At 68.3% G+C, this 24,157-nt stretch carries 26 protein-coding genes; 8 read left to right on the top strand and 18 right to left on the bottom strand.

Going from position 1 to position 24,157, the window contains the following annotated elements:
• Window positions 1–66: 66 nt before the first annotated feature.
• A complete protein-coding gene (locus AX692_RS11270) occupies window positions 67–1,578 on the bottom strand; it encodes a carotenoid oxygenase family protein (RefSeq protein ID WP_073975977.1) in 1,512 nt (503 codons plus the stop codon).
• A gap of 150 nt (window positions 1,579–1,728) precedes the next feature.
• Between AX692_RS11270 and AX692_RS11265 the strand changes: the two genes are divergently transcribed.
• Window positions 1,729–2,547, top strand: a complete 819-nt coding sequence (locus tag AX692_RS11265) for a universal stress protein (RefSeq protein WP_073975976.1) — start codon at window positions 1,729–1,731, stop codon at window positions 2,545–2,547.
• A 142-nt stretch (window positions 2,548–2,689) separates the two neighbouring features.
• Here the strand turns inward: AX692_RS11265 and AX692_RS11260 are convergent, their stop codons facing one another.
• From AX692_RS11260 to hisG, 8 genes are all read right to left on the bottom strand, one after another.
• Window positions 2,690–3,613, bottom strand: a complete 924-nt coding sequence (locus AX692_RS11260) for an acyl-CoA thioesterase (RefSeq protein ID WP_073975975.1) — start codon at window positions 3,611–3,613, stop codon at window positions 2,690–2,692.
• 22 nt (window positions 3,614–3,635) lie between these two features.
• On the bottom strand, window positions 3,636–4,514 hold the full coding sequence (locus AX692_RS11255) for a cupin-like domain-containing protein (RefSeq protein WP_073975974.1): 879 nt from the start codon (window positions 4,512–4,514) through the stop codon (window positions 3,636–3,638).
• Entirely contained in the window at window positions 4,511–5,671 is a 1,161-nt protein-coding gene (locus AX692_RS11250) for a GNAT family N-acetyltransferase (RefSeq protein WP_230959574.1), read from the bottom strand. The genes AX692_RS11255 and AX692_RS11250 overlap by 4 nt, the downstream gene beginning before the upstream one ends.
• A 180-nt stretch (window positions 5,672–5,851) precedes the next feature.
• On the bottom strand, window positions 5,852–8,008 hold the full coding sequence (locus tag AX692_RS11245; RefSeq protein WP_073975973.1) for a sodium-translocating pyrophosphatase: 2,157 nt from the start codon (window positions 8,006–8,008) through the stop codon (window positions 5,852–5,854).
• A gap of 185 nt (window positions 8,009–8,193) precedes the next feature.
• Window positions 8,194–9,024: a thiamine-phosphate kinase gene (gene thiL / locus AX692_RS11240; protein WP_196489958.1), complete on the bottom strand. Its 831-nt coding sequence runs from the start codon at window positions 9,022–9,024 to the stop codon at window positions 8,194–8,196.
• A gap of 23 nt (window positions 9,025–9,047) precedes the next feature.
• Window positions 9,048–9,515 (bottom strand): transcription antitermination factor NusB, encoded by a 468-nt coding sequence (gene nusB, locus AX692_RS11235; RefSeq protein WP_073975971.1) that lies wholly within the window; start codon window positions 9,513–9,515, stop codon window positions 9,048–9,050.
• Window positions 9,512–10,810, bottom strand: a complete 1,299-nt coding sequence (gene hisD, locus AX692_RS11230; protein WP_073975970.1) for a histidinol dehydrogenase — start codon at window positions 10,808–10,810, stop codon at window positions 9,512–9,514. Before hisD ends, nusB begins: the two co-directional genes overlap by 4 nt.
• Window positions 10,807–11,502, bottom strand: coding sequence for an ATP phosphoribosyltransferase (gene hisG / locus AX692_RS11225; RefSeq protein WP_073975969.1), 696 nt, complete (start codon window positions 11,500–11,502; stop codon window positions 10,807–10,809). Before hisG ends, hisD begins: the two co-directional genes overlap by 4 nt.
• A 39-nt stretch (window positions 11,503–11,541) precedes the next feature.
• Between hisG and AX692_RS11220 the strand changes: the two genes are divergently transcribed.
• On the top strand, window positions 11,542–12,636 hold the full coding sequence (locus AX692_RS11220; RefSeq protein ID WP_330997359.1) for a DUF2332 domain-containing protein: 1,095 nt from the start codon (window positions 11,542–11,544) through the stop codon (window positions 12,634–12,636).
• Here the strand turns inward: AX692_RS11220 and AX692_RS11215 are convergent.
• The 4 genes from AX692_RS11215 to AX692_RS11200 are packed head-to-tail and all read right to left on the bottom strand — an operon-like array spanning window position 12,633 to window position 15,113.
• Complete coding sequence (locus tag AX692_RS11215; RefSeq protein WP_073975968.1) at window positions 12,633–13,526, bottom strand: alpha/beta fold hydrolase; 894 nt, start codon at window positions 13,524–13,526, stop codon at window positions 12,633–12,635. The two genes, AX692_RS11220 and AX692_RS11215, sit on opposite strands and share 4 nt — an antisense overlap.
• Window positions 13,526–14,335 (bottom strand): SDR family NAD(P)-dependent oxidoreductase, encoded by an 810-nt coding sequence (locus AX692_RS11210; RefSeq protein WP_073975967.1) that lies wholly within the window; start codon window positions 14,333–14,335, stop codon window positions 13,526–13,528. The genes AX692_RS11215 and AX692_RS11210 overlap by 1 nt, the downstream gene beginning before the upstream one ends.
• Window positions 14,336–14,385: 50 nt before the next feature.
• Window positions 14,386–14,844 carry an NUDIX hydrolase gene (locus AX692_RS11205; RefSeq protein WP_081095264.1) on the bottom strand — a complete coding sequence of 153 codons (459 nt, stop codon included), beginning with the start codon at window positions 14,842–14,844 and terminating at the stop codon, window positions 14,386–14,388.
• Window positions 14,841–15,113 carry a BolA family protein gene (locus tag AX692_RS11200; RefSeq protein WP_073975966.1) on the bottom strand — a complete coding sequence of 91 codons (273 nt, stop codon included), beginning with the start codon at window positions 15,111–15,113 and terminating at the stop codon, window positions 14,841–14,843. Before AX692_RS11200 ends, AX692_RS11205 begins: the two co-directional genes overlap by 4 nt.
• 85 nt (window positions 15,114–15,198) lie before the next feature.
• Here AX692_RS11200 and AX692_RS11195 point away from each other — a divergent pair, with 85 nt between their 5' ends.
• Both AX692_RS11195 and AX692_RS11190 read left to right on the top strand, forming a co-directional pair.
• Complete coding sequence (locus AX692_RS11195) at window positions 15,199–15,816, top strand: DUF6445 family protein (RefSeq protein WP_073975965.1); 618 nt, start codon at window positions 15,199–15,201, stop codon at window positions 15,814–15,816.
• Between the two features lie 64 nt (window positions 15,817–15,880).
• On the top strand, window positions 15,881–16,474 hold the full coding sequence (locus AX692_RS11190) for a J domain-containing protein (protein WP_073975964.1): 594 nt from the start codon (window positions 15,881–15,883) through the stop codon (window positions 16,472–16,474).
• Here AX692_RS11190 and AX692_RS11185 read toward each other — a convergent pair.
• The 3 genes from AX692_RS11185 to AX692_RS11175 are packed head-to-tail and all read right to left on the bottom strand — an operon-like array spanning window position 16,471 to window position 18,595.
• Window positions 16,471–17,097, bottom strand: coding sequence for a glutathione S-transferase family protein (locus AX692_RS11185; protein WP_073975963.1), 627 nt, complete (start codon window positions 17,095–17,097; stop codon window positions 16,471–16,473). The genes AX692_RS11190 and AX692_RS11185 overlap by 4 nt on opposite strands.
• 25 nt (window positions 17,098–17,122) lie before the next feature.
• Window positions 17,123–17,968: an oxygenase MpaB family protein gene (locus tag AX692_RS11180; protein WP_073975962.1), complete on the bottom strand. Its 846-nt coding sequence runs from the start codon at window positions 17,966–17,968 to the stop codon at window positions 17,123–17,125.
• A gap of 51 nt (window positions 17,969–18,019) precedes the next feature.
• Window positions 18,020–18,595, bottom strand: a complete 576-nt coding sequence (locus AX692_RS11175) for a TetR/AcrR family transcriptional regulator (RefSeq protein WP_073975961.1) — start codon at window positions 18,593–18,595, stop codon at window positions 18,020–18,022.
• 87 nt (window positions 18,596–18,682) lie between these two features.
• On the opposite strand from AX692_RS11175, the gene AX692_RS11170 reads away from it, so the two are divergent.
• From AX692_RS11170 to AX692_RS11155, 4 genes are all read left to right on the top strand, one after another.
• Window positions 18,683–19,300, top strand: a complete 618-nt coding sequence (locus AX692_RS11170; protein WP_073975960.1) for a glutathione S-transferase family protein — start codon at window positions 18,683–18,685, stop codon at window positions 19,298–19,300.
• 1 nt (window position 19,301) lies between these two features.
• Window positions 19,302–19,976 carry a cupin domain-containing protein gene (locus AX692_RS11165; protein ID WP_073975959.1) on the top strand — a complete coding sequence of 225 codons (675 nt, stop codon included), beginning with the start codon at window positions 19,302–19,304 and terminating at the stop codon, window positions 19,974–19,976.
• Window positions 19,977–20,061: 85 nt separating this feature from the next.
• Complete coding sequence (gene cobS / locus AX692_RS11160) at window positions 20,062–21,051, top strand: cobaltochelatase subunit CobS (RefSeq protein WP_073975958.1); 990 nt, start codon at window positions 20,062–20,064, stop codon at window positions 21,049–21,051.
• A 48-nt stretch (window positions 21,052–21,099) separates the two neighbouring features.
• On the top strand, window positions 21,100–23,277 hold the full coding sequence (locus AX692_RS11155) for a transglycosylase domain-containing protein (RefSeq protein WP_073975957.1): 2,178 nt from the start codon (window positions 21,100–21,102) through the stop codon (window positions 23,275–23,277).
• Here AX692_RS11155 and AX692_RS11150 read toward each other — a convergent pair.
• Window positions 23,274–23,669, bottom strand: coding sequence for a PaaI family thioesterase (locus AX692_RS11150; protein ID WP_073975997.1), 396 nt, complete (start codon window positions 23,667–23,669; stop codon window positions 23,274–23,276). The two genes, AX692_RS11155 and AX692_RS11150, sit on opposite strands and share 4 nt — an antisense overlap.
• Window positions 23,662–24,141, bottom strand: a complete 480-nt coding sequence (locus AX692_RS11145) for a PaaI family thioesterase (RefSeq protein ID WP_073975956.1) — start codon at window positions 24,139–24,141, stop codon at window positions 23,662–23,664. Before AX692_RS11145 ends, AX692_RS11150 begins: the two co-directional genes overlap by 8 nt.
• Between the last annotated feature and the right edge of the window lie 16 nt (window positions 24,142–24,157).

Here is a 24,157-nt window from a genome sequence, read left to right as displayed (position 1 = left end):
ACGCGCGCGACGAGCGTGGCAGGCGCATCGACCGGCGGCGTGACGCCGCGCGGTCATCGCTCCACGTCAGCGGGCGGCGAAGCGCTCCCGGTGGAAGGCGGCATCCTTGCGCAGTTGGTCGTGCTCGACCCAGACCGAATGCGTGCCCGAACAGATCTTGTGCGGCAGCGCGAGGCGGCAGATCGGGCCCTTGGCGATGTCCGCAGCATCGAGGATCGCGCATTCCGAGGTGCCGGTGTTCTCGTCAATCAGGAAGGTGACGAGGTAGCCCGAGTCTTCGTGCCCTACCGCTTCGCTACTTGAGGGCTTTTTCGGTATCATCGGGCTTTCGCTCGCATAGACGCCTTCGGGCAGGCGGTAGACCTGCTCCTCGCCCGTCTCGGTGTCGTGGCGGACATAGCCGTTGAACAGGAACCAGCCGGGCCGCGTGGTTGTAGACCACACATAGCGGCTTTTATGCATGGCATAGCGCGGGTTGATCATGCCGAATTCGACGATCCGCTCGGACAAACGCTCCTCGCGGGTCTCGCCGGTCTTGAGGTTGAACCGCCAGCGGTGGAGGCGGGACTGGAATGAGTGTTCGTCCACATAGGCCATCATGTGGCTGTAGCGGCCCATCTCCTCGAGCGGATCGGGCATGGGCTTGGCCTGGTGATAGCCTTCGAGGATCACCTCGTCGCCCTCCTCCCATGCGTTGGTCCAATGCAGCACATAGGTCGGCGCGGCCTCGAACCAGCGAATGTCTTCCGGTTGGCCGCGGCGCGGGATCAGGGCGAAGCGGGTCGGGACGCCCTCGTGCAGCCGCGCGGCGTGGATGTTGCGGGTGAGCAGCTCCTCGTCCCAGAACAGCGGCATGTCGTTGAGGATCGACCAGTTGGGCGTGATCGCCATGTCGTGCGGCAGGCGCGGGCCGGGGAGGGGGACAGGGACGTAGTGCACCAGCGCGCCGGTCCGGTCGACCACCCCGTAATGCATGAAAGGCGCGTGCTTCGAATAGTTGAAGAACATCAGCTCCCCGGTCGCCTCGTCGACCTTCGGGTGGGCCGAAATGCCGTCCAGCGGCACCCACGGCGCCTTGCCGCGACTCCCCAATGTGACGGGATCGAGCATCCACGCCTCGCCGCACTGGTAGAGCGTGGCATAGGCGGTGCCGGCATGGACGATGATGTCGGTCGATCCGGTGTCCTTGAGCCCCCCATGCGCGCCGAAGCCGGGACGCACGCTCGTGCCCCACGGGTCCATCAGCCCGCCCCACAGGCTGCGGCCCGCGATCTGTTCGGCCTCGAAGCAGTGCGTCCGCACGAAGCGGTTGCGGTAGCTCGCCTTGCCGCCCGAGATGTCGACCTGGTGGATCATCGCATCGCCATCGAAGGGATGGTGCCGCCCCAATGGCTGATGGACCTGGTTCTCGGTGTTGCGGAGGTAGATCCCGTCGATGTCGGGTGGGATCGCGCCCTCGATCACCCGCAGTTCGGGAACGTCCACTTCCTCGTGCAGCGGCGTCCACGGGCCTGTCAGATAGGGGTGGTTCGACGGCTCGAGGCTGGTCTTCACCGGCGGGTGGCGCATGATCTGCATTGGTCACTCCCTCGGCGTGCAGAATGAGGCCGCGCATTATCTCTGGCAAGGTGCTATGCGCATCATCGCGCGGCCCAGCGAAATTGATCCGGGTCAAGGCACAGCGCTGCGTCCGGGGCGATCATCCTCATCATGAACGGGAGATACGCCATGAAATCGATCCTGCTGCACATCGATCACGATCCTGCCATGACCGCGCGCCTGCAAGTCGCGCTCGACATGGCCCGCGCCTGCAACGGCCACATCACCTGCCTGCAGGCGGTGAGTTACGACGTGTTCATGCCCGGCGACTTCTACGGCTCGGCGATCGCTGCCGCGCTGCCGGTAATCCGCGAGAACGCCGAGAAGCTGCGCGCGAAGATCGAGGCCGAGCTCGAGCATGAAGGCGTGCCCTTCGACTGGCGGTTCGAATATGGCGTCGCGGGCCAGCGCCTGATCGAGGCCTCGCCGCTCGCCGATATCGTCATCATGGGCCCGGCCGAGGCGGGGATGGATCGGTCGGGCCCCTCGGCGCTGGTCGGCGATGTGGTGACCCGCGCGCCGGTGCCGGTGCTGGTGGTGCCCGAGGGGACGCACAGCTTCGATGTCGGCGCGCCGATGCTGGTCGCATGGAACGGCTCGGCCGAAAGCGCCCATGCGCTGCGCGCGGCGGTGCCGCTGCTGGCCTGCTCGGTGAAGGTGACGCTCGCCTGCGTGGTCGAGCAGGCAGGCGAGGGCAAGCGCTTCGACCTGCCCAGCACCGAGGGCGCGAAATACCTCGCCCGCCACGGCATCTCTTGCGAGATCGTCGAAATCCCTCGCGGCGAGGCGCGGATCGCCGACACGCTGTTCTCCGCCGCCCAGTTGCGCGACTGCGCGCTGCTGGTGATGGGCGCCTATGGCCACGCGCGGCTCGCCGAGCTGGTGCTTGGCGGGGTGACGCGCCACATGCTGAGCGAGCCGCAGATGCCGGTGCTGCTCGCCCACTAGTTTGTTGCACCCTCAAGCGCCGGGCGGCGGACGTCTGTCCGGTTGTCCTCGCTTCGCTCGTTCAGCTTCGCTTCGGCTTTCGCGCCATCAGGCGCGGCGCGCGTTCGCGCTTGCGGCGGCTGCGCCGCCGAGCGGCTCTGTCCTAGCGGGGGCTGCGTTTCCGCATCATCCCCTCCTGCGCGACGCTTGCCACGAGCTCGCCCGCGAGGTTGAAGATCCGCCCGCGGTTGAACCCGCGCCCGCCGCCCGACCAGGGCGCGTCGGTGGCATAGAGCAGCCATTCGTCGGCGCGCGCATCGCGGTGGAACCAGATCGCGTGATCGAGGCTCGCGCCGACCAGTTCGTTGCGCATCCAGCTGAGGCCATGTGGCAGCGCGCTGGTGCCGAGCAGCGTGTAATCGCTGGCATAGGTGATGATCGCGCGGTGCAGCTCCGGCGTGTCGGCCTCGCCCGTGATCGGCGCACAGACCTTGAACCAGGTATGCGCGCGCGGCTCCCTCGGCTCGCGGCTCATCCAGTGCAGGCGATCGATGGTGCGCATCTCGATCGGGCGGGGGCGCAGCATCATGCGGCGCTGGGTCTCCGAGAGCCTGTCGCCCCATTGCGCGGCGATCTCGCGGCGCAGCTCCAGGTCGGGGCGCAGATCATCGGGACGGGCGACATCGGGCATGGGGGAATCGCAGTGTTCGAGGCCGTCCTCGGGCAGCTGGAAGCTGGCTGTGAGGTTGAGGATCGGGACGGGCATCCCGTCCTCGCCTTCCTGGCTGGCGACAACACGGCGGTTGGCGAAGCTCCTCCCGTCGAAATCGCGCTCGATGCGGTATTCTATTCCCGCCCCCTCGCGCCCGCCGCGCAGGAAATAGGCGTGGAGCGAATGGGCCGCCTTGCCGTCGGTGACGCTCGCCTGCGCGGCTTGGAGCGCCTGCGCCAGCACCTGTCCCCCGAACACGCGCCCGATCCCGTCCTTCTGCGGCGGCCCGGCATAGACGTCGGCGGCGCGCTTCTCGACCGTGAGCAGCCGGACGAGGCCGGCGACCAGTTCTTCGTTGGTGGGTTCGTCAGTCATGGCGCAGGGCCATGCGGCGACCTTACGAACCCGTCAAGCCGAGCTTGCGCATCACGCGGAAGGCATAGGCCTTGGCATAGTTTTGCTGCGGGAACCGGCCGGGGGCCTTCGGCGTCAGGCCCCGCGCGCGCAGGATTGCGTTGAAGATGCGCGCGTCGCTTTCGCGATAGCTCCACTCCGAGCGCCAGGTGATCGACAGCGACACCGAGGGGGCGGGGCCGTTCCGCACGAAATGCGGCGCCATGACGGGCACGAACAGCGCCTCGCCGGGGGAGAGCGCGAATTCGGTGCCGTGTGGGAGCATCGCATCATCCCACCGCAATTCGCGCGGGCCGCCCGAATGGTAGGTCTCGTGGGCCTCATCGGGCACGAAGCGGGTGTCGCCCGCGGGGAACTGGGTCATCGCCTTTCGTCCACGGATCTGGAGCAGGATGTTGTGTTCGGGATCGAAGTGATAGGGGGTCACCGAGTTGGGGCTGGAGACGAAGATGAACCCTTGGGGGGTCAGCATCGCGCCGGTCGCGGCCTCGATCTCGGGGCGGATTTCCTCGAGCAGGCCCCGCAGCAGCTCTTCGTAAGCGGGCACTTGCTCGATGTTCTTGAGCACCGCCCAGCTCTCCGCCTCGGCAACCTTGCGGATGGTTTCGGCGATGGTGAGGCCGTTCGAATCCGGCTTGCCATCGACCCCGATGGGGAGGTCGCCGCGGTTGTATTCGACCGAGGCGGACGGGAGCTGCTCGGCCAGTGCGGCAAGCGCCTCGATCTCCAGTAGCGGGTGGCTGGTGAGGCCGTGGGTGAGGACATGCGGCTTTTCGGGATAGTGCCGGGCGAATTTTGCGCGCGCAGAGGCGTCGAAGACGGTCGCGGGCAGGGCATCGGCGAAGCGGGCAGGGGCGTTCATGCGGCTTTCTTCCCTTGAGGGTTTCGGGGTCGGGTCTCGTAGGCCTGGAGCAGGCGGAAGGCGGTGCGGCGCGCGCGGCCGCCGATGGCGATGTTGAGGCTCGCCATGCGGCGCGTGTCGCGCCACAAGCGCTCGATCATCGGGTGGCCTTGCACCGCGCAGCTATCGGCCCAGGCGATCCCCTCGCGCTCGAGCAGGGCGAGGTTCTCCAGTTGGAGGAGCATGCCCGGGGAAAAGCGCGCATAGGCCTCGTCGAAGGCGGTCTTGTAGCTGTAGGCGCCGGGTGCGGTGAGGAAACTGGCGAGCATGGCGATGGCGCGCCCGTCGAGCCGGAGCGCGAGGCGTTCGAGCCGCCCGGCCGCCGCCGCGCCCGCCAGCGCGGCTTCGAACAGCGCGCGGGTGTCGGGGGCGGAGGCGAGGGCCGAGCCTGCCGCGCCCTTCCATCCGGCGGCTTCCAGGGCGAGGAACTCGGCGGTCCATTCGGCGATGCCCTCGGCGCCCTCGATCCGCTCGAAGGCGAGCGGGCCTTCCTCGGCCAAGCGATTGTGCTGACGGCGCAGTTCCTTGCGCTTCTTGGCGCTCATCGCCGCTTCGAGATAGGCGGCCGCCGAGGTCTCGCCCGCCAGCATCGCGCGGGCTTCGCGCGCAGCGATATAGTGCGGACGGCGGCGAGTAGCGAGCACGGTTTCGAGCGCGGCGAAGACCGGGCCCTCGTTCGGCATCTGCGGCAGGTGCAGGAACAGCGCGCGGCCCGCGCGGCGGTCGAAATGGGCGAGCAGATCTTCCCAGAAGCGCTCCTCGTGTCCCGCAGCGATCAGTGGCACGCCGCAGAAGGCGTTGGCGTGGAGCCACACCGCGGCGTGGGTGAGCGGGTGGCCGTAATAGCGCCTCTGCCGCGACACCGGCATCAGCCCGGCGAGGCGCCCGTCTTGGAACCACGCCTTGACCCGCACGCCATCCTGCGCACCCCACTGATGCAGCGAGGGGAGGAGGTACCAGGGCTCGAAAAAGGGATTGGGCTCGGCCGCGCGGGTGACGAGGCGCTCCCATGCGGCGCGGAAGGCGGGCTCTTCAAGGTCGGCGAGGGAGAGGAGGCGCAGGCCGCTCGTCGTATCGCTTGCGCAGGTGCGAAAGCTGTCCGCCGACCCCATCTTCATGCCCGTTAACCCCGCCTTGCCGCACCTGTCTGCGGATTCATGCAGCTTGATGGCACAGGGCGTTTCAGAAAGCCTCAGCGCGCAGAGCGGCTGTCCGATGGGGGGACAGGGGCGCGGGCAAAGATAAACCCCGCCGGGATCGCGCCCGGCGGGGTCTGGATTTTCACCGGATGGGGCTGATCAAGCCGCCCCGTGTGCCAGCGCCGCGAGCAGCAGCAGCGCGACGATGTTGGTGATCTTGATCATCGGGTTGACCGCCGGCCCGGCGGTGTCCTTGTAGGGATCGCCGACCGTGTCGCCCGTTACCGCGGCCTTGTGGGCTTCGGAGCCCTTGCCGCCGTGGTTGCCGTCCTCGATGTACTTCTTGGCGTTGTCCCACGCTCCGCCGCCGGCAGTCATCGAGAGCGCGACGAACAGCCCGCCGACGATCACGCCGAGCAGCAGCGCGCCCAGCGCCGCAAAGCCGTTGTCCTGCCCCGCGATGGCGGTGATCACGAAATAGACCACCACCGGCGCCAGCACCGGCAGCAGCGAGGGGATGATCATCTCCTTGATCGCGGCCTTGGTGACGAGGTCGACGGTGCGGGCATAGTCGGGCTTGGAGGTGCCCGCCATGATCCCCGGATTGGTGCGGAACTGCTCGCGCACGTCCACCACCACGTCGCCCGCCGCGCGGCCAACCGCCGTCATCCCCATCGCCCCGAACAGGTAGGGCAGAAGCGCGCCGAGCAGCAGGCCGACGATCACGAAGGGATTCTCGAGGCTGAAGTCGACATTCGCATCGGGGAAGAAGGTCCGAAGGTCCGTCGTGTAGGCCGCGAACAGCACCAGCGCGCCAAGGCCCGCCGAACCGATGGCATAGCCCTTGGTCACGGCCTTGGTGGTGTTGCCCACCGCGTCGAGCAGGTCGGTTTTTTCCCGCACGGAATCGTCAAGCCCGGCCATTTCGGCAATGCCCCCCGCATTGTCGGTGACCGGACCATAGGCGTCGAGCGCCACGACCATGCCCGCCAGCGCCAGCATGGCAGTCGCCGCATAGGCGATCCCCATCAGGCCCGCGAGCCCATAGGCGATGATGATGCCCGCCACGATCACCAGCGTCGGCAGCGCGGTCGCCTCGAGGCTGATCGCGAGGCCCTGGATCACGTTGGTGCCGTGGCCGGTTTCAGAGGCCTTGGCGATCGAGCGCACCGGACGGTACTTGGTGCCGGTGTAGTACTCGGTGATCCAGATGATGAGGCCGGTGATGGCAAGGCCGAGCAGGGCGCAGTAGAACAGGCTTATGCCGGTGATGCTGGCATTGGGATCGCCTAAGGTCCTCAACTCGTCTACGAGCGAGGGCTCCACATCGGCGCGTGGCGGGTTCACCAGCGCGTTCATGTCGCCCAAGGCATAGCTCATCACGGCATAGATCGCCGGGATCGAGGTGACCGCAGTGACGATGAAGCCCTTGTACATCGCCCCCATCACGTTGGTGCCCCCTCCAAGGCGCACGAAATAGGTGCCGAGGATCGAGGTGACGATGCACACGCCCCCGATCAGCAGCGGCAGCGCCATCATCGGCAGCAGCAGGTCGCCGAGGTTGGTGAGCAGCAGCGCGGTCAGCACCATGGTGGCGCCGACGGTGACGACGTAAGTCTCGAACAGGTCCGCGGCCATGCCCGCGCAGTCGCCGACATTGTCGCCGACGTTGTCCGCGATCACGGCGGGATTGCGCGGGTCATCCTCGGGGATGCCTGCTTCGACCTTGCCGACAAGGTCGGCGCCGACATCCGCCGCCTTGGTGAAGATGCCCCCACCCAAACGCGCGAAGATCGAGATCAGCGAGGCGCCGAAGGCGAGGCCCACAAGGCCGTCGATCACCGCGCGGCTCGAAGGCGACAGGCCCATCGGCCCGATCATGGCGGCGAAGAACACCGCAATGGCGAGCAGCGCCAGCCCCGCGACCAGCATGCCGGTGATCGCGCCCGCGCGGAAGGCGAGGGTGAGGCCGGCCTGAAGCCCGGTCGAGGCCGCCTCGGCGGTGCGCACGTTCGAGCGGACCGAGATATTCATCCCGATATAGCCCGCCACGCCCGAAAGCACCGCGCCGGTGACGAAGCCGATCACCGCGGTCGTGCCGAGCGCGAAGGCGACGATCGCGGCCACCACCACGCCGACGATGGCGATGGTCGAATATTGGCGGTTGAGGTAGGCCTGAGCGCCTTCCTGGATGGCGGCGGCAATTTCCTGCATCCGCGCGTTACCGGCACTCGCGCCGAGCACCTGCGAGCTGGTGACGATGCCATAGACAATGGCAAGCACCCCCAGCCCAATCGAAATGAGCAATAGATTCACGAGCAATCCCCTCTCGTCTTATGTCGCTTCCCGGGTTCGGGAGCCTGCGCCGCGTCGAGATCCCATGGGCGCAAGGCGCACAGTCATAGGGGCTTGCCAAGGGCTGGCAAGCCTAAGGCAGAGTGCCAAGCGCGGTTTTGCGCCGCTTTGCGCAAATTAGTGAGGGGGCGGGTGTGCGGCAGCGCTCAGCCGTGGCGGTAGCCGAGGCTGGCGGGGTCGTCGAGCAGGGCCTCGCCGAGCAGCAGCGGGGCGGGCCCGCGCGCGCCGACGGTGCCGATGCGGTGCGCCGGTATGGGCAGCGCGGCGGCAGGCTGCGCGGTGAACAGCAGCTCGTAATCATCGCCCCAGCGGATGCATTTGTCGAATTGCGCGGGGTCCGCGACCGGGATCGCTTGCGGGTCGAGCGTGATCGTCACCCCGCTCGCCTCGGCCATGCGCCAGCAATCGAGCAGCAGCCCGTCCGAGACGTCCATCATCGCGCTGACATGCGGGGCGAGCGCGCGGCCCTTGGCGAGGCGGGGGACGGGGCGGTCGAAGGCGGCGCGGTGTTCGGGGTCGCCCGCAAAGCCGAGCATCGCGCGGCCGACCGGGCCGGTCAGGAACACCCCGTCGCCCGCCTGCGCCCCGCTCCGCGCGGGTACCGGCACGTGGCTCGCCCGCCCGATGGCCGTCAGGCCGAAGGCGCGCGGGGCCCCAGCCGCAATCGTGTCGCCCCCCAGCAGCGGGGTCGTGAAGGCCTCGAGCGCGTCGCGCAGCCCATCGAGAAACCGCGCATCGTCGCGCCCCAGCATGTGGCCGAGCAGCACGCCCACCGGCTCCGCGCCCTTGGCGGCAAGGTCCGAGAGATTGGTCGCGACCAGCTTCCACGCAACGTCTGCCATGTCGGCATCGGCGCGGAAATGGGTGCCCTCGGCCATCATGTCGTGGGTGACGACGAAGGTCTCGCTGCCGAGGTCGATGACCGCGCAATCATCCATGAGCCCGCGCGCGCCGGAATGGAGCGGCAGGCTGCGCAAGGCGGCGATGAAATCAGGCTCGTTCAGCCCCGCGCGTCCCTGGCCACCGCATCGAGGATGCCGTTGACGAACTTGGCCTGCCCGTCGTCGAAGAAGGCCTTGGCGACCTCGACATACTCGTTGATCACGACGGCCGCGGGCACATCGGCGCGCGCGAGCAGTTCATAGGTGCCGGCGCGAAGCACCTGTAGCATCGCCTTGTCGAGCCGCGCGAGGGTCCAGCCGCTCGCGAGCTTGCCCGCCACAAGCGCATCGATCTCGTCACGCCGGGCGTCCACACCGCGCACGACATCGTCGAAGAACGGCACCTCGGCGTCGGCATATTCGGCCTCGTCGAAATCCTCGTCGTCGATCGTGCGTCCCAGCCGGTGCTGGTGAAATTCGTCGAGCAGCCGGGCGAGGGCGGTGCCCTCCATGTGCTGCTGGTACAGCGCCTGGACGGCGGCAAGACGCGCGGCCGAGCGGGCCTGGGAGCGGACGGGCTGGTTCATCGGATTCTGAGTTCCACGGACTTGGCATGCGCCGGCAGCCCCTCGGCATGGGCGAGGGTCGCGGCGGCAGGGCCGATCGCGGCGAAGGACGCGGCATCGAGCCCGAGGAAACTCGTGCGCTTCATGAAGTCGAGCACCGACAACCCGCTCGAGAAGCGCGCGCGGCGTCCCGTGGGCAGCACGTGGTTCGGCCCGGCGACATAATCGCCCACCGCCTCGGGCGTCATGCGGCCGAGGAAGATGCTGCCCGCGTGGCGGATCGCCGCGAGGTAGGGCTCGGGATCGTCGAGGGCGATCTCGACGTGTTCGGCAGCCAAACGGTTGGCCAGCGCCGGGGCCTCGGCGAGGAGATCGTTGACCACGATCATCACGCCATGCGCATCCCAACTCGCCCGCGCCGTCTTCGCCGTGGCGAGCTGGGTGATCTGCAAGTCGATGCAGTCCTCCACCTGCCGTGCGAACCCCGCATCGTCGGTGATGAGGATCGACTGCGAGGTCGGGTCATGCTCCGCCTGCGAAAGCAGGTCGGCGGCGATCCAGTCGGGATCGTTCTTCCCGTCGGCGATGACGAGGATTTCCGAAGGGCCTGCGACCATGTCGATCCCGACCACGCCGAACAGCTGGCGCTTGGCCTCGGCCACCCAGGCATTGCCGGGGCCGGTGACGACGTCGACCCGCTTGATCCGCTCGGTGCCATAGGCGAGCGCGCCGACAGCCTGTGCACCGCCCACGCGCCAGATCTCGTCCACGCCCGCGATATGCGCGGCTGCGAGCACCATCGGGTTCGACTGGCCCTTGGGGGTGGGGGTGACGACCACCAGCCGCTCGACCCCCGCCACGCGCGCGGGGATCGCGTTCATCAGCAGCGAGGAGGGATAGGCCGCACGCCCGCCGGGCACATAGAGCCCCGCTGCATCCACCGCCCGCCAGATCGCGCCCAAGCGCACGCCCGCGCCGTCGACATAGTCGCGGTTCGCGGGGAGCTGCGCCTCGTGATAGGCGCGGATGCGCGCAGCGGCGAGTTCCAACGCCTCGCGCAAGTCCGGGGCAATGTCGTTATAGGCCTGCTCGCAGCGCTCGCGGGTAATGACCCAGTCGCTTTCGTCGATCAGCGCATAGCCATCGAACCGCTGCGTGTATTCGACCAGCGCCGCATCGCCGCGGCCCTTGACCGCCTGGAGGATGCCCGAGACCTGACCCGCGACATCGGAATCGGCTTCGCGCCGCGCATCGACGATGCGGGCGAACTTCGTCTCGAAGTCGGGTTGGAAGGTGGAGAGCAGCTTGGCGGTCATGCAGCGACGGGAGCCTTGTGAGCGCGTTCCTCGGCCTCGCGGCGGAAGGCGTCGACCAGCGCGGCGACGCGGCGGTCGGTCTTGAGGGCGGTGCGGTTGACGATCAGGCGCGCGGAAATCTCGAGGATGACCGCAGTCTCGATGAGGCCATTCTCGCGCAGGGTGGTGCCGGTCGAGACGAGATCGACGATCTGGCGAGCAAGTCCGAGCGAAGGGGCAAGCTCCATCGCGCCGTTGAGCTTGACGCATTCGGCCTGCACGCCGGCGGCTTCGAAGTGGCGGCGGGTGAGGCTCGGGTATTTGGTGGCCACGCGCAGGTGGCTGGCAGTTCCGGCTTCGTCGGCATCCGATGCCATACGCGCGACCGACAGGCGGCACAGCCCGATCCCGAGATCGACCGGCGCGTAGAGATCGGCGTAGTCGAATTCCTCGATCACGTCCGAACCGACGATCCCCACCTGCGCCGCGCCATGCGCGACGAAGGTCGCCACATCGAAGGCGCGCACGCGGATCAGGCGCATGTCGGGGCGGGTGGTGCCGAAGGCGAGGGCGCGGCTCTTGGGGTCGTGGAAATCGGCCGCAGGCTTCACACCGGCGCGTGCCATCACCGGCAGCGCCTCGTCGAGGATGCGGCCCTTGGGGACAGCGAAGGTCAGCTGTCCGGGATTGTCGGGGATGCCATTGATGGTCATGATTGGCCGCGCACTTAAGGGCGGGACGGCAAAAGGGCAATGGTGATGGCGGTGAGCGAGCCGGGAATCATGGGTCTGGAAGACTTTACGGCAGCGCTCGAATGGCAGGCCCGCCATGCCGAGGAGAACGGCGCGCCCGCCACGGCCCGCGTGATCCGCGCGCTCGCCGGGGTGCGGGCGAGCGACACGGCGACCGGACGGCGGATCGCGAACTGGCAGGGCCTGACGCTCAAGGATGCGATGCCGCTCAGGATCGCAGGCGGATTTCACCACCTGTTGCTGACCGGGGCGGACATGCGGCTTGGCGCGGTCTATTCCGGCGATGTCACCGATCAGCACGAGGTCGATGCGCTGGTGCTCGATCTTACGCGCAGGTTCGATGCGCGGCTGCTGCCGTGGCTCGACGGCCCGCCGCAGACCAACGAGGCGGGCCGCGCCGCGAGCATCATGGCGGGGCTCCTGTGGCTGGCGGGGCGGGTGCGCTGTCCGCGGTTCGACCTGTTCGAGCTTGGCGCAAGTGCGGGCGTCAACACCATGATCGACCGCTACTTCTTCAGGCTCGGCGAAACCGAGGTCGGGCCGGAGGCGTCGCCGATGCGGATCGTGCCCGAGTGGCGCGGCGCCTCACCGCCGCCGCCGCCATCCGGTTTCGCCATCACATCGGTGAAGGGCTGCGACATCGCCCCGATCAACCTTGCCGATCCCGAGGCAGCGCTGCGGCTCAAGGCCTATGTCTGGCCCGATGCCGGGGAACGGATGGCGCGGATTGACGCCGCAATCGCGCTGGCGGGCGCGCAGCCGGCCGATGTCGTCGCGGCCGATGCGGGGGACTTTGCCGCCGACATGCTGGCGCGCCCCCGGCAGCCGGGCACCGCGCGGGTGATGTTCCATTCGATCATGTGGCAATACATGCCCGCCGCAACGCAGGCGCGCATCACCGCCGACTTCGAGGCCGAGGGCCTTGCCGCGACCCCCGATACCCCGCTCGGCTGGATCGCGCTGGAGACCGACCCCGCCACCTTCCGCCACGAATTGCGTGTCCGCCTGTGGGACGGCGCGGCACATCGCGGCGAGGAGTACCTGCTGTCCCACGCGCACCCGCATGGCGCCTGGGTGGAGTGGCGGGCGGGTTAGCCCGCGAGGAACGCCTCGATCGCCGCATTGACTGCCTCGGGCGCCTCCCACGGCACGAAATGCCCGCAGTCCGGCACCTTCACGATGGTGAGCGGGTCGATGATGTCCTCCAGTCCCTCGAGGTTCTCAGGGGGCAGGGCGAGGTCGTCCAGAGCCCAGATCACCAGCGTCGGGATGGTCAGCTTGGGCAGGGCGGGCGGCGTCCAGCCCTCCGGCACTGCGAAAGGCGCGTCCATCGGCGGCACGTCGATCGGGCTCGCACGGTAATAGTTGAGCATCCCGAAGGCGGCGTCACGGTTCTGCCAGTCGCGCAGCAGCTGGTCGCGCTCCTCGGGCTCCATCGCCGTGGGGCGGTCCCACTTCACTTCCTTGAGCAGGAGGCCGGTGAGCCCGTGCTCCTTCACCAGCGCGTCGTTGGCAGGGTCCTTGAACCCGCGGATGTACTGGCTCGCCTCGCGCTGGACAGGGTGAGTGTAGAGCAGGCGCTGGAAGATCGCCGGGTGCGGCGCGTTGGCGATCACCGCGCGGGTCACGCGGGCGTGCTGGCCGCCGAGCGCCACTCCCCAGGCAATCGCCCCGCCCCAGTCGTGCCCGACGATGGTGAAGCTCGCGATCCCCAGCGTGTCGGCGAGCAGGAAGACGTCGCCGATCAGCTTGTCGGGGGTATAGGCAGCGACCTCCTGCGGTTTCGACGAGCCGCGATAGCCGCGCTGATCGGGGGCGATGCAGCGGAAGCGGTCGGAGAAATGGCGGATCTGGTGCCGCCAGGTGCGGTGGCTTTCGGGAAAGCCGTGGAGGAAGATCAGCACCGGGGCGTCGACCGGCCCTTCGTCGACGATGTCGAGGTGGATCCCGTTCGGAAGGTGCACCCGCTTGAGGTCGAAGCTCATCACTGCTGCTCCAGCTTGTCCATGTAACCCTTGGCGACCATCTCCGCGACCTGATCGAGCAGCGCCTCGGGCGTGCGGCGTGCCTCGCCCATGGCGAGCTCGAAGCCCTCGGCGACGATTATCTCGCGAGTGCCTGTAGCGATCCCGTCAAGCATCTGGCGGGCGGCGACGTCAGCCGGGATGCCCTCGTCGATCGCCTTGTCGCTGCGGCCCCGCGCGGTGCCTTCGGCGGTGAGCGCGTTCCTCGACACATTGGTCGCGACCGAGCCCGGGTAGATGGTGTGCACCGACACGCCGTTGATCGACAGCTCGGCCCTGAGCGCGTCGGCATAGCCCGCCAGCCCGAACTTGGCGGCGCAATAGGCCGTGCGCATCGGCACCCCGACCTTGCCCGCGATCGAGGAGATGAACCCCAAGGCCCCCGATCCGCGCTCGGCCATATGGCCGATCAGCCCTTGCGTGAAAGCGATCTGGGCGAGGAGATCGACTTCGATGATGTCGCGGTAGACCTGCATCGAGGTCTTCAACGCGCGGCTCCTCTGCGAAATCCCGGCATTGGCGAAGGCGATGTCGACGCCGCCCTTCCACGCGATGGCCTTGGCGGTCGCGTCAGCCAGAGCGGCATCATCGCGCACGTCGAAGGCGAGGATCAGGGTCTCGCCGCAATCTGCCGCGACCTCGGCGAGGCGCGCTTCGTCACGGCCCGACAGCACCACGTGAGCGCCCCGCGCGGCCAGCTCCCGCGCCAGCGCCGCGCCAATGCCCGAGGATGCGCCGGTGATCCATGCCACCTTGCCTGCGTAGTCCATGTTTCTCTCCCTTTTCCTGGAGAGGTAGCGGGCGGTTCGGGCCCGCGCAATCAGGTTGCGATTGCAGACCGGATCATGGCGGCGAGTTCCACCGGAAACACCGCCTCGTGCCAGCTTTCCAGCTCCTCGAGTGTGAACCAGCGGTGCTGCGTCATCAGCGCCTGCTCGGTCTCGGTGTGCCCTGCGGTGTCGATCCGCGCGTCGTCCACGCGTATCAGAAAGAAGCGCTCGTCGGCCTGCACCGGCTCGCCCTCGACCGTGACGAATTCGGGGGTCATCCGGGCGATCTGGGGGCCGGGGTCGGCGACGATGCCGGTCTCCTCGAACAATTCGCGCCGCGCGGCATCCTCGAAGCTCTCGCCCGGATCGACCTCGCCGCCTGCGGTCACCCAGAAGGGCGGACGGCCGGGCACGTCATAGCGAAACATCAGCGCGCGGCCCGCGGGATCGAGCACGATCAGCCGCGCCGCAGGGCGCAGGCGCAGGGCGGGGTTGAGGGTCACGCTCACGCTTCCGGCACGCTCGCCTTTATCGCCACCGCATGGACGCGCTGCCCGACGATGTCCCCCAGCGCCGCGATCACCGCGCGCTGGCGGGCGAGGCGGTTCATCTCGGCAAAGACCGCCGCTTCGATCTCCACCGTGAAATGCGATTCGCCTGAACCGTCGTCGCCCATGTGACCCGAATGCTTGGCGCTGTCGTTGATGATCGCGAGCCGCGTCGGCGCGAAAGCCTCGGTCAGGAGCGCATGCATTTCCTCGGCAACCGATCCGGTCATCGTTTTCTTCTCCTTTCGGTGTCGCTCCTTTGGAGCACCTGCCAACGCATTGCAAAGCGTCAGGCGGCGGTCTATCCGCGTCGCGATGCCCACCTCGTTCATTGTCATCGACGATTTCCTCGAAGAACCGGATCACTTCCGCGACCTGGCCTTGGGCCTGGACTACCCCGAGCAAGGCGGTAATTACTCCGGTCGCAACAGTGTCCAGCGGCTCGATCTCCCCGGGCTTTCGGATTATGTCTCGCATGTTACCGGGGAGCCGTTAAAGCCGGTCGAGCCGCTTCAGTCGCACGGCAAATGCCGATTGACGCTGGCGAGCGATTCCAAGAACGCCCGGGTTCACGTGGACGATTCCCAGTGGTCCGGCATCCTCTATCTCTCGCGTCCGCAAGACTGCCGCGGTGGAACGCGATTCTTCCGTCACAAGGCGACCGATACTGATCGCGCCCCGATCAACGACAGCGAGGCGCAGGCGATGGGGTATGCGAGCGTGTCCGAGGCGTGCAACACCATCCTCGCCAAGGACAGCCTGCGTCCCGCGGCGTGGGAGAAGACTTTCGATATACCGATGCGCTTCAATCGTCTGGTGCTGCTGCGCCCGTGGTTCTGGCATACCTCCTGCCCCGGTTTCGGGAAAACGGTGCACGATGGTCGACTGATCCAGGTCATGTTCTTCACGCTCGATCCAGCGCGAACGAAGTAAAGGTCGCAGCATTGGGGCTTTTGGCGCTTGGATTTTGCGCCTGCAATCGCCACCTAGCGCCTTCATGCCTTCACCACGATTCCACGGCCGCGTCGAGAGCCCCGGGCGCGCTTGCGAAGCTCCTGGCTGCCGTGAGGCGGGCGAATTCCGCGCGCCCGGGCGGCGGCCGCACGGCTTCGACGGGCCGGGTGAGTGGCGCTGGTTCTGCCTGCAACACGTGCGCGAGTTCAACGCGGGATACGACTGGTTCGAAGGCATGAGCGCCGAGGAGATCCTGCGCGCCCAGTCGCCCATCGCGGGTTGGCAGACCGAGAGCCGGGTGTTCCGCCCCACGGCGGGAATCGCCGATGGGCCGCGCTGGGCCGACTATGCCGACCCCTTGGAGGCGATCAGCGCCCGCGCCCGCGGCATCAAGTCGCGCGCCGAGCGCGAGGCCAAGGCGGCGATGTCGGGGCGCTTCTCGCGCGAAGAGGCGGTCGCGCTCGAGGTGATGGGTTTGGGCTCCGACACCGATCGCACGCGGCTCCGCAGGCGCTATTCCGAACTGGTGCGCCGCTACCACCCCGACCGCAATGGCGGCGACCGCGCGCACGAGGCGCAGCTCACCGCCGTGGTCGATGCTTATCAGGTGCTCAAGAAGAGTGCGGCGCTGGCCTAGCCCTGCGCCGCCTTGATGATCGCCGCGTCGATGGCGTTGGCCTCGGCATAGGCGGGTCGCTGGGTGATGCGCTCGACGTAGGCGCGGAACGATGGGCGCTCGGGGATCGAGCCGAACCGGAGGCCCCACACGAACTGGCTGCCCACGTAGGTGTCGGCCATGGTGAAGCGGCTGCCCGCGGCGAAGTCGTTTGTCGACAACCAGCTATCGAGCGTGTCCAGGGTCAGTTCGAAGCTGCCGAAGCCCGCCATCCCGGTCTTGCCCTCGGGCACCTGCCAGCCCATCGCCTGCGCCACCACGGCCTGCTCCAGCGGCCCGGCGGCAAAGAACAGCCAGCGGAAATAGGCGGCGCGCTCGTGCGCGTCGGGGAGAAGGCCTTTGTCGGGGTGGGTCTCGGCAAGGTAGTGGTTGATCGCGGCGCATTCGGTGACGACGTGGTCGTGACCGCCGTGGTGGTGGACGAGCGCGGGCACCTTGTTCATCGGGTTGATTGTCTTGAAGCTCTCCGGGCGCGTGGCCCAGTCGAACACCAACTGCTCGTAATCCGCGCCCGCCTCGTGCAGCGCCCAGCGCGCAATCTGACCGCGGCTCATGGCGACGGTGTAGAAGGTGAATTCGGCCATCGGTGTCCTCCCCTTTCGTCGAAAATCAGGTCTGCCGGAACGCCCAGCGCAGCGTGCGGCCCATGCCCCATGTCGCGGCGCGCGCGGGCAGGGCAGCGAGCACCGGGCGCTGGAGGTTGAGCATCGCGGCCGCCCAGCCGGGCAGCATGGCGACGGCATCGGCAGTGATCATCGTCTGCACGGCCAGCGGCGTCCCCGGCGGGCGTTGGCTGAGCACCAGCTGCGCCACCTCGCGCGCTTCCTTCGAAGTCGCGAGATCGTGGCGCAGCTCGCGGAATATTCTATCCGCCTCGGCGCGGGTCTCGGGCACCGGATCGGCACCAAGCGCGCGCGCGATGACCGCGAACTGGCGGTAGTATTCGTCCTGCTCGGCCACCGGCATAGCGGGGCGGACATGGCGGAGATAGCCCGCCAGAAAGCTCTGCGCTTCGGTGACATGCACCCAGGCGAGCGTGCGCGGATTGGTCGCCTCGTAGCGCGTGCCGTCGGGGAGCGTCCCGCCGACCTTGGCGTGAATGCGGTTGACCCGCGCGATCGCCTGCATCGCCGCGTCGCGGTGGCCGAAGGTGGTGACGGCGATGAACCGCGCGGTGCGGCGCAGCCGGCCGTGCATGTCCTCGCGGAAATTCGAATGATCGAGGACGCCCTGGAGCGCGTGGGGGTGGAGCATCTGCAGCAGCAGCGCGCGTACCCCGCCGGTCATCATCCCGACGATATCGGCGTGGACCAGCCGGATCGGCGTGTCGCGTTCGAACAGCGCCTCGTCCGAGGGCGGAGTGGTGGTCTGCCCGTTCGCGGTGTCATGGAAAACCCCGCGCACCTGCGAGACCAGCCTGAGGCGCAGCGATTCGAGGGGGTCAGGACGCGCCATACCTGCAAGAGGTAGGTGCAGTGGGCGCGCATTGCCAGCGCCTTCGGCCGCTCAGGCGATGCGCAACAGCCGCAGCAGGCTGGCCGTGGCGGTGTCGAAGATCGCCGGATCGCTGCCGGCGCGGGCCAGCAATTGGGCACCCTGCAATTGCGCGAGCATGGCGGCGGCGAGTGCGTCGGCCTGCGTGGGCCCGCCCGGAACGTCGAGCGAGCCGTCCGCCGCCCCGTCGCGCAACAGCTGGGCGAACCAGTCGATCACAAGCGCGTTGGCCGCCGCCAACCGGTCCAGCATCGCCGGGCTCGATCGCTCGCCGTCGGCCGCGATCGCGGCGCACAGGCACATCGACGAGCCGTCGCCCAGCGCATCGCGGTAGAGGCGGACGGCCGCGCGGAAGGCCCCGGCAGCGTCCGGCTGCACGGCGCGGAAGGCAGCCAGCGCCTCCTCCAGCCGGGCGGCATAGCGTTCCAGCACCGCAAGGCCGAGATCGGCCTTGGCCGGGAAGTGGTGGTGAATGCTCGCCTTGCGGATCCCCGCCTCGGCAGCAAGGTCGGCATAGCTGAACCCGCCAAACCCGCGCGTGCGGATGGCGGTCTCGCCCAGATCGATCAGAAGCTCGCGTGTCGACATACCTACCAACTAGTAGGTTGACTCGGGTGAATCAAGTGCTACTACGCCTACCTACTGGTAGGTTGATCACCAGCAAGGAGAGACAAGATGCGCATTTACGATGTCGAAGGATTCGCCAACCCGGCCCGCGTCCGCATGGCGCTGGCCGAGAAAGGCGCGAGCGGGCAGGCGGAATTCGTCACGGTCGATGTAATGGGTGGCGAGCATCGCTCCGCCGCGTTCCGCGCCCGCAATCCCGATGCGACGGTGCCCTGCGCCGAGCTTGCGGACGGCACCCACATCGGCCGCTGCACCGCGATCATCGAATATATCGACGGAACCTTCGCCGGCCCCTCGCTGATCGGCGACACCCCGCGCCAGCGCGCGATCACCCAGATGATGAACCTGCGTGCCGAGGAAGGCCTGGTCGACGCAGTCGCCGCCTGGTTCCACCACGCGACCGAAGGTCTGGGGCCGCAGCTCGAAACCGACCAGCTTCCCGAATTGGGCGAGCGGGGCTATCGCAAGGCGCAAGCGACGATGCGCTATCTCGACACGGTGCTCGCCGATCAGCCGTTCATCGCCGGTGACATCTACACCATGGCCGATATCACCGCCTTTGCCGGGCTCGCCTTCGCCGATTTCGCGAAGGTCGAAATTCCGGCGGACCTTGCCCACCTGCGCAGCTGGCGCGAGCGTGTCGCGCAACGCTATTCGGACAACTGAGATGCAGATCAACGCCGACTTCGCCGCCCCCGTGATCGTCGCCACCGACAGCCTGCCGTGGCAGGCCTCCCCCATGGCCGGGGTCGACCGGCGGATGCTCGACCGCGTCGGGGACGAGGTCGCGCGGGCGACCAGCATCGTGCGCTATGCGCCGGGCAGTTCCTTCCCCGGCCATGTCCATGCCGGCGGGGAGGAGTTCATCGTCCTCGACGGCGTGTTCCAGGACGAGCATGGTGACTACCCGGCGGGCACCTATGTTCGCAATCCGGTGGGGACGGCGCATGTGCCGGGCTCGGCGCCGGGGTGCACGATCTTCGTCAAGCTGTGGCAGTTCGACCCCGAAGACCAGGCGCAGTTCGCGCTCGATCTCGGCGCGCTCCCGCTTGCGCCCGATCCGGCGCGGGCGGGGGTTGCGAGCGCCATCCTCAGCGCCCGGCCGGACGAGGAGGTGCGGCTCGAGGCATGGCAGCCGGGCGCGAGCGACACGCTGGCGGCGCCCGGCGGCTTCGAGCTGCTGGTGCTCGAGGGCAGCCTCGCGCACGAGGGCGGCACGCTCGCCCGCCACGACTGGGCACGCTTTCCGGAGGGCGCCGCGCTGCCGCTCGCGGCGGGCCCCGAAGGCGCGCGGGTGTGGATCAAGCGCGGGCACTTGGCCGCGATCCGCCTGCCGGGCTAGCGCTGCAAACTTGCAAATTAAGCAGGTCCCGCAGCGCAAAGCAGCGCTTGCAGGCAGGCCCCATGCGCTCTAACCGAACGCCACGATGACTGCACCCTCCCGCTCCACTGTCGCCGGCGCCAGCGCCATGCCCAACCAGCCCGACACCACGGTCGACGTCCGCGAGGTGTTCGGCATCGATGTCGATTGGCAGGTGCCCGCATTCAGCCAGCGCGACGAACACGTGCCCGAGACCGACGGCGCCTATGTGTTTGATCCCGACACCACGCTCGCGATCCTGGCAGGCTTCGCGCACAACCGCCGGGTGATGGTGCAGGGCTATCACGGCACAGGCAAGTCGACCCACATCGAACAGGTCGCCGCGCGCCTCAACTGGCCCTCGATCCGCGTCAACCTCGATGCGCATATCAGCCGTATCGACCTCGTCGGGCGCGATGCGATCGTGCTGAAGGACGGGCTGCAGGTCACCGAGTTCAAGGAAGGCATCCTGCCCTGGGCGCTCCAGCACCCCGTGGCGCTGACCTTCGACGAATATGACGCGGGCCGCCCCGACGTGATGTTCGTGATCCAGCGCGTGCTCGAATTCGACGGGCGGCTCACGCTGCTCGACCAGAACCGCGTCATCACCCCCAACCCGTTCTTCCGCCTGTTCGCGACCACCAACACCGTCGGCCTCGGCGACACCAGCGGGCTCTATCACGGCACGCAGGCGATCAATCAGGCGCAGATGGACCGCTGGAACATCGTCGTCGCGCTCAACTACCTCAAGCCCGAGGTCGAGCAGCAGATCGTCAAGTCCAAGACCCCCAAGGCCGACGACAAGCTGATCGCCGACATGGTCAAGGTCGCCGAGCTGAGCCGTCAGGGCTTCATGAACGGCGATATCTCGACCGTGATGAGCCCGCGCACCGTGATCACCTGGGCGCAGAACGCCGCGATCTTCGGCTCGGTGGGCTTCGCCTTTCGATTGAGCTTCCTCAACAAGTGCGACGAGGCCGAGCGCACGCTGGTGGCCGAATACTACCAGCGCGTGTTCGGGGAAGACCTGCCGGAAGGGGCGGGGAAGAAGCGGTAAACAGCCGCTTGCGGGGAAGTGTCCTAGGCTGGTAACACAGCCTCCACCATGGCGTTCTTCGACCGATTCTGGAAAGGCTCCCGGGCTCGCGCAGACGAGGGTGCAGGCACGCCCGCCGGGTTCTACCCGCTGTACGAATCCGCGCGTCCGCTTGATGATGAGGACGACGACGACCTGCCGCGCCCGCGCGTTTCGGCCCATCCTGCCTTCGACGACTGGGACGCCAAGCTCGGCCTCGTCGACGAGGCGCTCGCCGCGACCGAGAAGAAGCGGCTGCGCTGGTGGCAGCGCGATTACTGGCGGCAGCGCTCCAAGCTGTGGTGGACGGGGCGGGGGATCATGGCGTTCTTCGCCGTGCTCGCGCTGCTGATCGGCTGGCTCACGGTCACCGCGCCGCTCTCCAAGAGCCTCGAGCCGATCGCCCCGCCGCAGGTCACGCTGCTCGCCAGCGACGGCACGCCGATCGCGCGGCAGGGGGCGATCGTCGAGGCGCCGGTGAAGGTGGCCGACCTGCCCCCGCACGTGGTGCAGGCCTTCATCGCGATCGAGGACCGGCGGTTCTACAGCCATTGGGGCATCGACCCGCGCGGCATCGCGCGGGCGGCGTGGACGGGGTACGGGGGCGGCTCGACCATCACCCAGCAGCTCGCCAAGTTCACCTTCCTCACCCCCGAGCAGAGCCTCACCCGCAAGGCGCGCGAGGCGCTGATCGCGCTGTGGCTCGAGGGCTGGCTGACCAAGGACGAGATCCTCGAGCGCTACCTCTCCAACGCCTATTTCGGCGACAACCAGTACGGGCTGCGCGCCGCGTCGCTCCATTACTTCTACCGCCAGCCCGAGAAGCTGCGCCCCGAACAGGCGGCGATGCTCGCGGGGCTGCTGCAGGCACCTTCGCGCTATGCGCCCACCAGGCACTACGACAAGGCGAAGAAGCGGATGGAGCTCGTCATCAACTCCATGGTGGATGAGGGTTACCTCACCCGCGCCGAGGCCGATGGGCTGCCCGATCCGCGCATCGACGTGCGCACCCGCGACGACAACCTGCCGACCGGCACCTACTTCGCCGACTGGGCGCTGCCACTCGCCCGCGAGGGGATGGAGGCGGGCTATGCCAAGCAGGTGCTGACGACGACGCTCGATTCCAGGCTTCAGGCGCTCGCCAGCCGGATCGTCGCGCGCGCGCCGCTCGGGGGGGCGCAGGTTGCGCTCGTCGCGATGCGCAAGAACGGCGAGGTGGTGGCGATGGTGGGCGGGCGCGACTACAAGGCCTCGCCCTTCAACCGCGCCACCCAAGCGCGCCGCCAGCCGGGCTCGACCTTCAAGACCCTCGTCTACCTCACCGCGCTGGAGGAGGGCTGGGAGCCCGACGACACCATCCCCAACACGCCGGTCACTCAGGGCAGCTACCGCCCGAAGAACGCGCGCGAGCAGTACTCGGACCAGATCACGCTCGAGGACGCCTTCGCCTCATCGAGCAATGTCGCGGCCTTCCGGCTGTTCCAGGCGGTGGGGAGCGAGAAGGTCATCCGCACCGCGCGCCGCCTCGGCATCACCGCGCCGATGGCCGAGGGCGACCCGAGCCTCGCGCTCGGCACCTCGGCGATGACGCTGATGGAGCTCACCGCGGCCTATGCCGGAATCGCCGCCAATGCCTACCCGGTCGAGCCCCACGCCTTCCCGCGCGGCGAGCGCAGCTGGTGGGAGTGGATGACAACCCGCACCAGCGCGATGTCCTCGGGCGATCACGAGGACCTCGAAGGCATGCTCCGCGCCGCGATCAACCGCGGGACGGGGCGGGCGGCCGCGCTGCCGATCGCCAATTACGGCAAGACCGGCACCACCCAGGACCACCGCGATGCGCTGTTCGTGGGCTATGCGGGCGACCTTGTTGTCGGCGTGTGGATCGGCAAGGACGACAACACCCCGCTCCCCGGCGTCACCGGCGGCAGCTTGCCGGCGCGCATCTGGCGCGACTTCATGCTTTCGGCACTCAAGATCGACGCCGCGCCCGCTCCCGCGCCCGTGGACACCCCCGATCCCGAAGGCCCGGTCCAGCCGCTCGATGTGCTCGAAGGGGGCGAAATCCCGCTCGGGCAGGAGGGCACGTCCTTGCGCGTCGACGAGAACGGAGTGTCGCTGCGGCAGGAGGGCGTGCCGGTCGAGGTGCGGGTCGAGGAGGGCGGGGTGGTGGTCAGGCCTGCGCCCGCGCCCACGCCGCCGCCCTAGACCATCAGGATATTCATCACGGCCGTCGCGATCGGGCGGATGCGGTCCGATTGCCAGGCCTCGACCGTGACATTGGCATTGCGCCGCCCCAGCCGGGTGATGCGCCCGACCGCAAAGCTCGCCTGTGACTTGCCCGCGGCGAGATATTGCACGGTGATGTTGATCGGCTTCAGCAGCGGATCGCGTCCCGCCGCGATCAGCGCGGTGCGCAAGGCGGCATAGCCTGCATTCTCCAGCAGCCCGGCGGTCGCGCCGCCGTGGAAGTGCTGCGGGCGGCCTTCGACCATCGGCCCGAAATCGACTGTCAGGATCGGCATCCCGCCTTCCTCCTCGCCGGTGAGGCTGAGGCCGAGCGAGCGGGCGTAGGCGGGGAGCTCCAGTCCCTCAGGCATCGCGGCCCCCACCCAGCGCCGGATTGGCCTCGCGCGGATCGGCGCCGATGGTCATGAAGCAGCCCGCGACATGGGCAACCGGATCGGCGAGGTCGTCGTCATAGGCGATCCCGCGCACGAAGGCTGCGGAACGCGTGATGCGGTAGCACTCGACGCGGCCCCGGACGCTCGCCCGTTCGCGCGCGGGGCGCTGGTAATCGACCCTGAGGTCGAGCGTCGCCACCGGCTGGAAGCTGCCGCGCGTCTGCCAGATCGCCATGCCGCTCGCCATGTCCATCAGGCTGATGATCGGCCCCGAGGCGAGCACGGGCCGGCTGCGATCCCCCAGCAGATCCTCGCGCCACGGTAGTTCTAGTTCGACCCAGTTGTCGCCCTGATCGGTGAAGCGCAGACCGAGCCAGCCGGTGTGGCCGTGGCGGAAGAACCACTTCGAGGCTTCGCGGGCGTCGAACCGGGGGGTGGGGGTAGTCATGCGGGAGCGCATAGGG

The sequence above is a fragment of the Erythrobacter donghaensis genome, from assembly GCF_001557325.1.
In the GTDB taxonomy this organism is placed as follows: domain Bacteria; phylum Pseudomonadota; class Alphaproteobacteria; order Sphingomonadales; family Sphingomonadaceae; genus Erythrobacter; species Erythrobacter donghaensis_B.
This window is presented reverse-complemented; position numbering and strand designations above follow the sequence as displayed.

Bases quoted from the DNA above. Each gene is read 5' to 3' on its own strand.
- AX692_RS11270 (WP_073975977.1), bottom strand. From the start codon at position 1,578: ATGCAGATCATGCGCCACCCGCCGGTGAAGACCAGCCTCGAGCCGTCG.
- AX692_RS11265 (WP_073975976.1), top strand. From the start codon at position 1,729: ATGAAATCGATCCTGCTGCACATCGATCACGATCCTGCCATGACCGCG.
- AX692_RS11260 (WP_073975975.1), bottom strand. From the start codon at position 3,613: ATGACTGACGAACCCACCAACGAAGAACTGGTCGCCGGCCTCGTCCGG.
- AX692_RS11255 (WP_073975974.1), bottom strand. From the start codon at position 4,514: ATGAACGCCCCTGCCCGCTTCGCCGATGCCCTGCCCGCGACCGTCTTC.
- AX692_RS11250 (WP_230959574.1), bottom strand. From the start codon at position 5,671: ATGAAGATGGGGTCGGCGGACAGCTTTCGCACCTGCGCAAGCGATACG.
- nusB (WP_073975971.1), bottom strand. From the start codon at position 9,515: ATGAACCAGCCCGTCCGCTCCCAGGCCCGCTCGGCCGCGCGTCTTGCC.
- hisD (WP_073975970.1), bottom strand. From the start codon at position 10,810: ATGACCGCCAAGCTGCTCTCCACCTTCCAACCCGACTTCGAGACGAAG.
- hisG (WP_073975969.1), bottom strand. From the start codon at position 11,502: ATGACCATCAATGGCATCCCCGACAATCCCGGACAGCTGACCTTCGCT.
- AX692_RS11220 (WP_330997359.1), top strand. From the start codon at position 11,542: ATGGTGATGGCGGTGAGCGAGCCGGGAATCATGGGTCTGGAAGACTTT.
- AX692_RS11215 (WP_073975968.1), bottom strand. From the start codon at position 13,526: ATGAGCTTCGACCTCAAGCGGGTGCACCTTCCGAACGGGATCCACCTC.
- AX692_RS11210 (WP_073975967.1), bottom strand. From the start codon at position 14,335: ATGGACTACGCAGGCAAGGTGGCATGGATCACCGGCGCATCCTCGGGC.
- AX692_RS11200 (WP_073975966.1), bottom strand. From the start codon at position 15,113: ATGACCGGATCGGTTGCCGAGGAAATGCATGCGCTCCTGACCGAGGCT.
- AX692_RS11195 (WP_073975965.1), top strand. From the start codon at position 15,199: ATGCCCACCTCGTTCATTGTCATCGACGATTTCCTCGAAGAACCGGAT.
- AX692_RS11190 (WP_073975964.1), top strand. From the start codon at position 15,881: ATGCCTTCACCACGATTCCACGGCCGCGTCGAGAGCCCCGGGCGCGCT.
- AX692_RS11185 (WP_073975963.1), bottom strand. From the start codon at position 17,097: ATGGCCGAATTCACCTTCTACACCGTCGCCATGAGCCGCGGTCAGATT.
- AX692_RS11180 (WP_073975962.1), bottom strand. From the start codon at position 17,968: ATGGCGCGTCCTGACCCCCTCGAATCGCTGCGCCTCAGGCTGGTCTCG.
- AX692_RS11175 (WP_073975961.1), bottom strand. From the start codon at position 18,595: ATGTCGACACGCGAGCTTCTGATCGATCTGGGCGAGACCGCCATCCGC.
- AX692_RS11170 (WP_073975960.1), top strand. From the start codon at position 18,683: ATGCGCATTTACGATGTCGAAGGATTCGCCAACCCGGCCCGCGTCCGC.
- AX692_RS11165 (WP_073975959.1), top strand. From the start codon at position 19,302: ATGCAGATCAACGCCGACTTCGCCGCCCCCGTGATCGTCGCCACCGAC.
- cobS (WP_073975958.1), top strand. From the start codon at position 20,062: ATGACTGCACCCTCCCGCTCCACTGTCGCCGGCGCCAGCGCCATGCCC.
- AX692_RS11155 (WP_073975957.1), top strand. From the start codon at position 21,100: ATGGCGTTCTTCGACCGATTCTGGAAAGGCTCCCGGGCTCGCGCAGAC.
- AX692_RS11150 (WP_073975997.1), bottom strand. From the start codon at position 23,669: ATGCCTGAGGGACTGGAGCTCCCCGCCTACGCCCGCTCGCTCGGCCTC.
- AX692_RS11145 (WP_073975956.1), bottom strand. From the start codon at position 24,141: ATGACTACCCCCACCCCCCGGTTCGACGCCCGCGAAGCCTCGAAGTGG.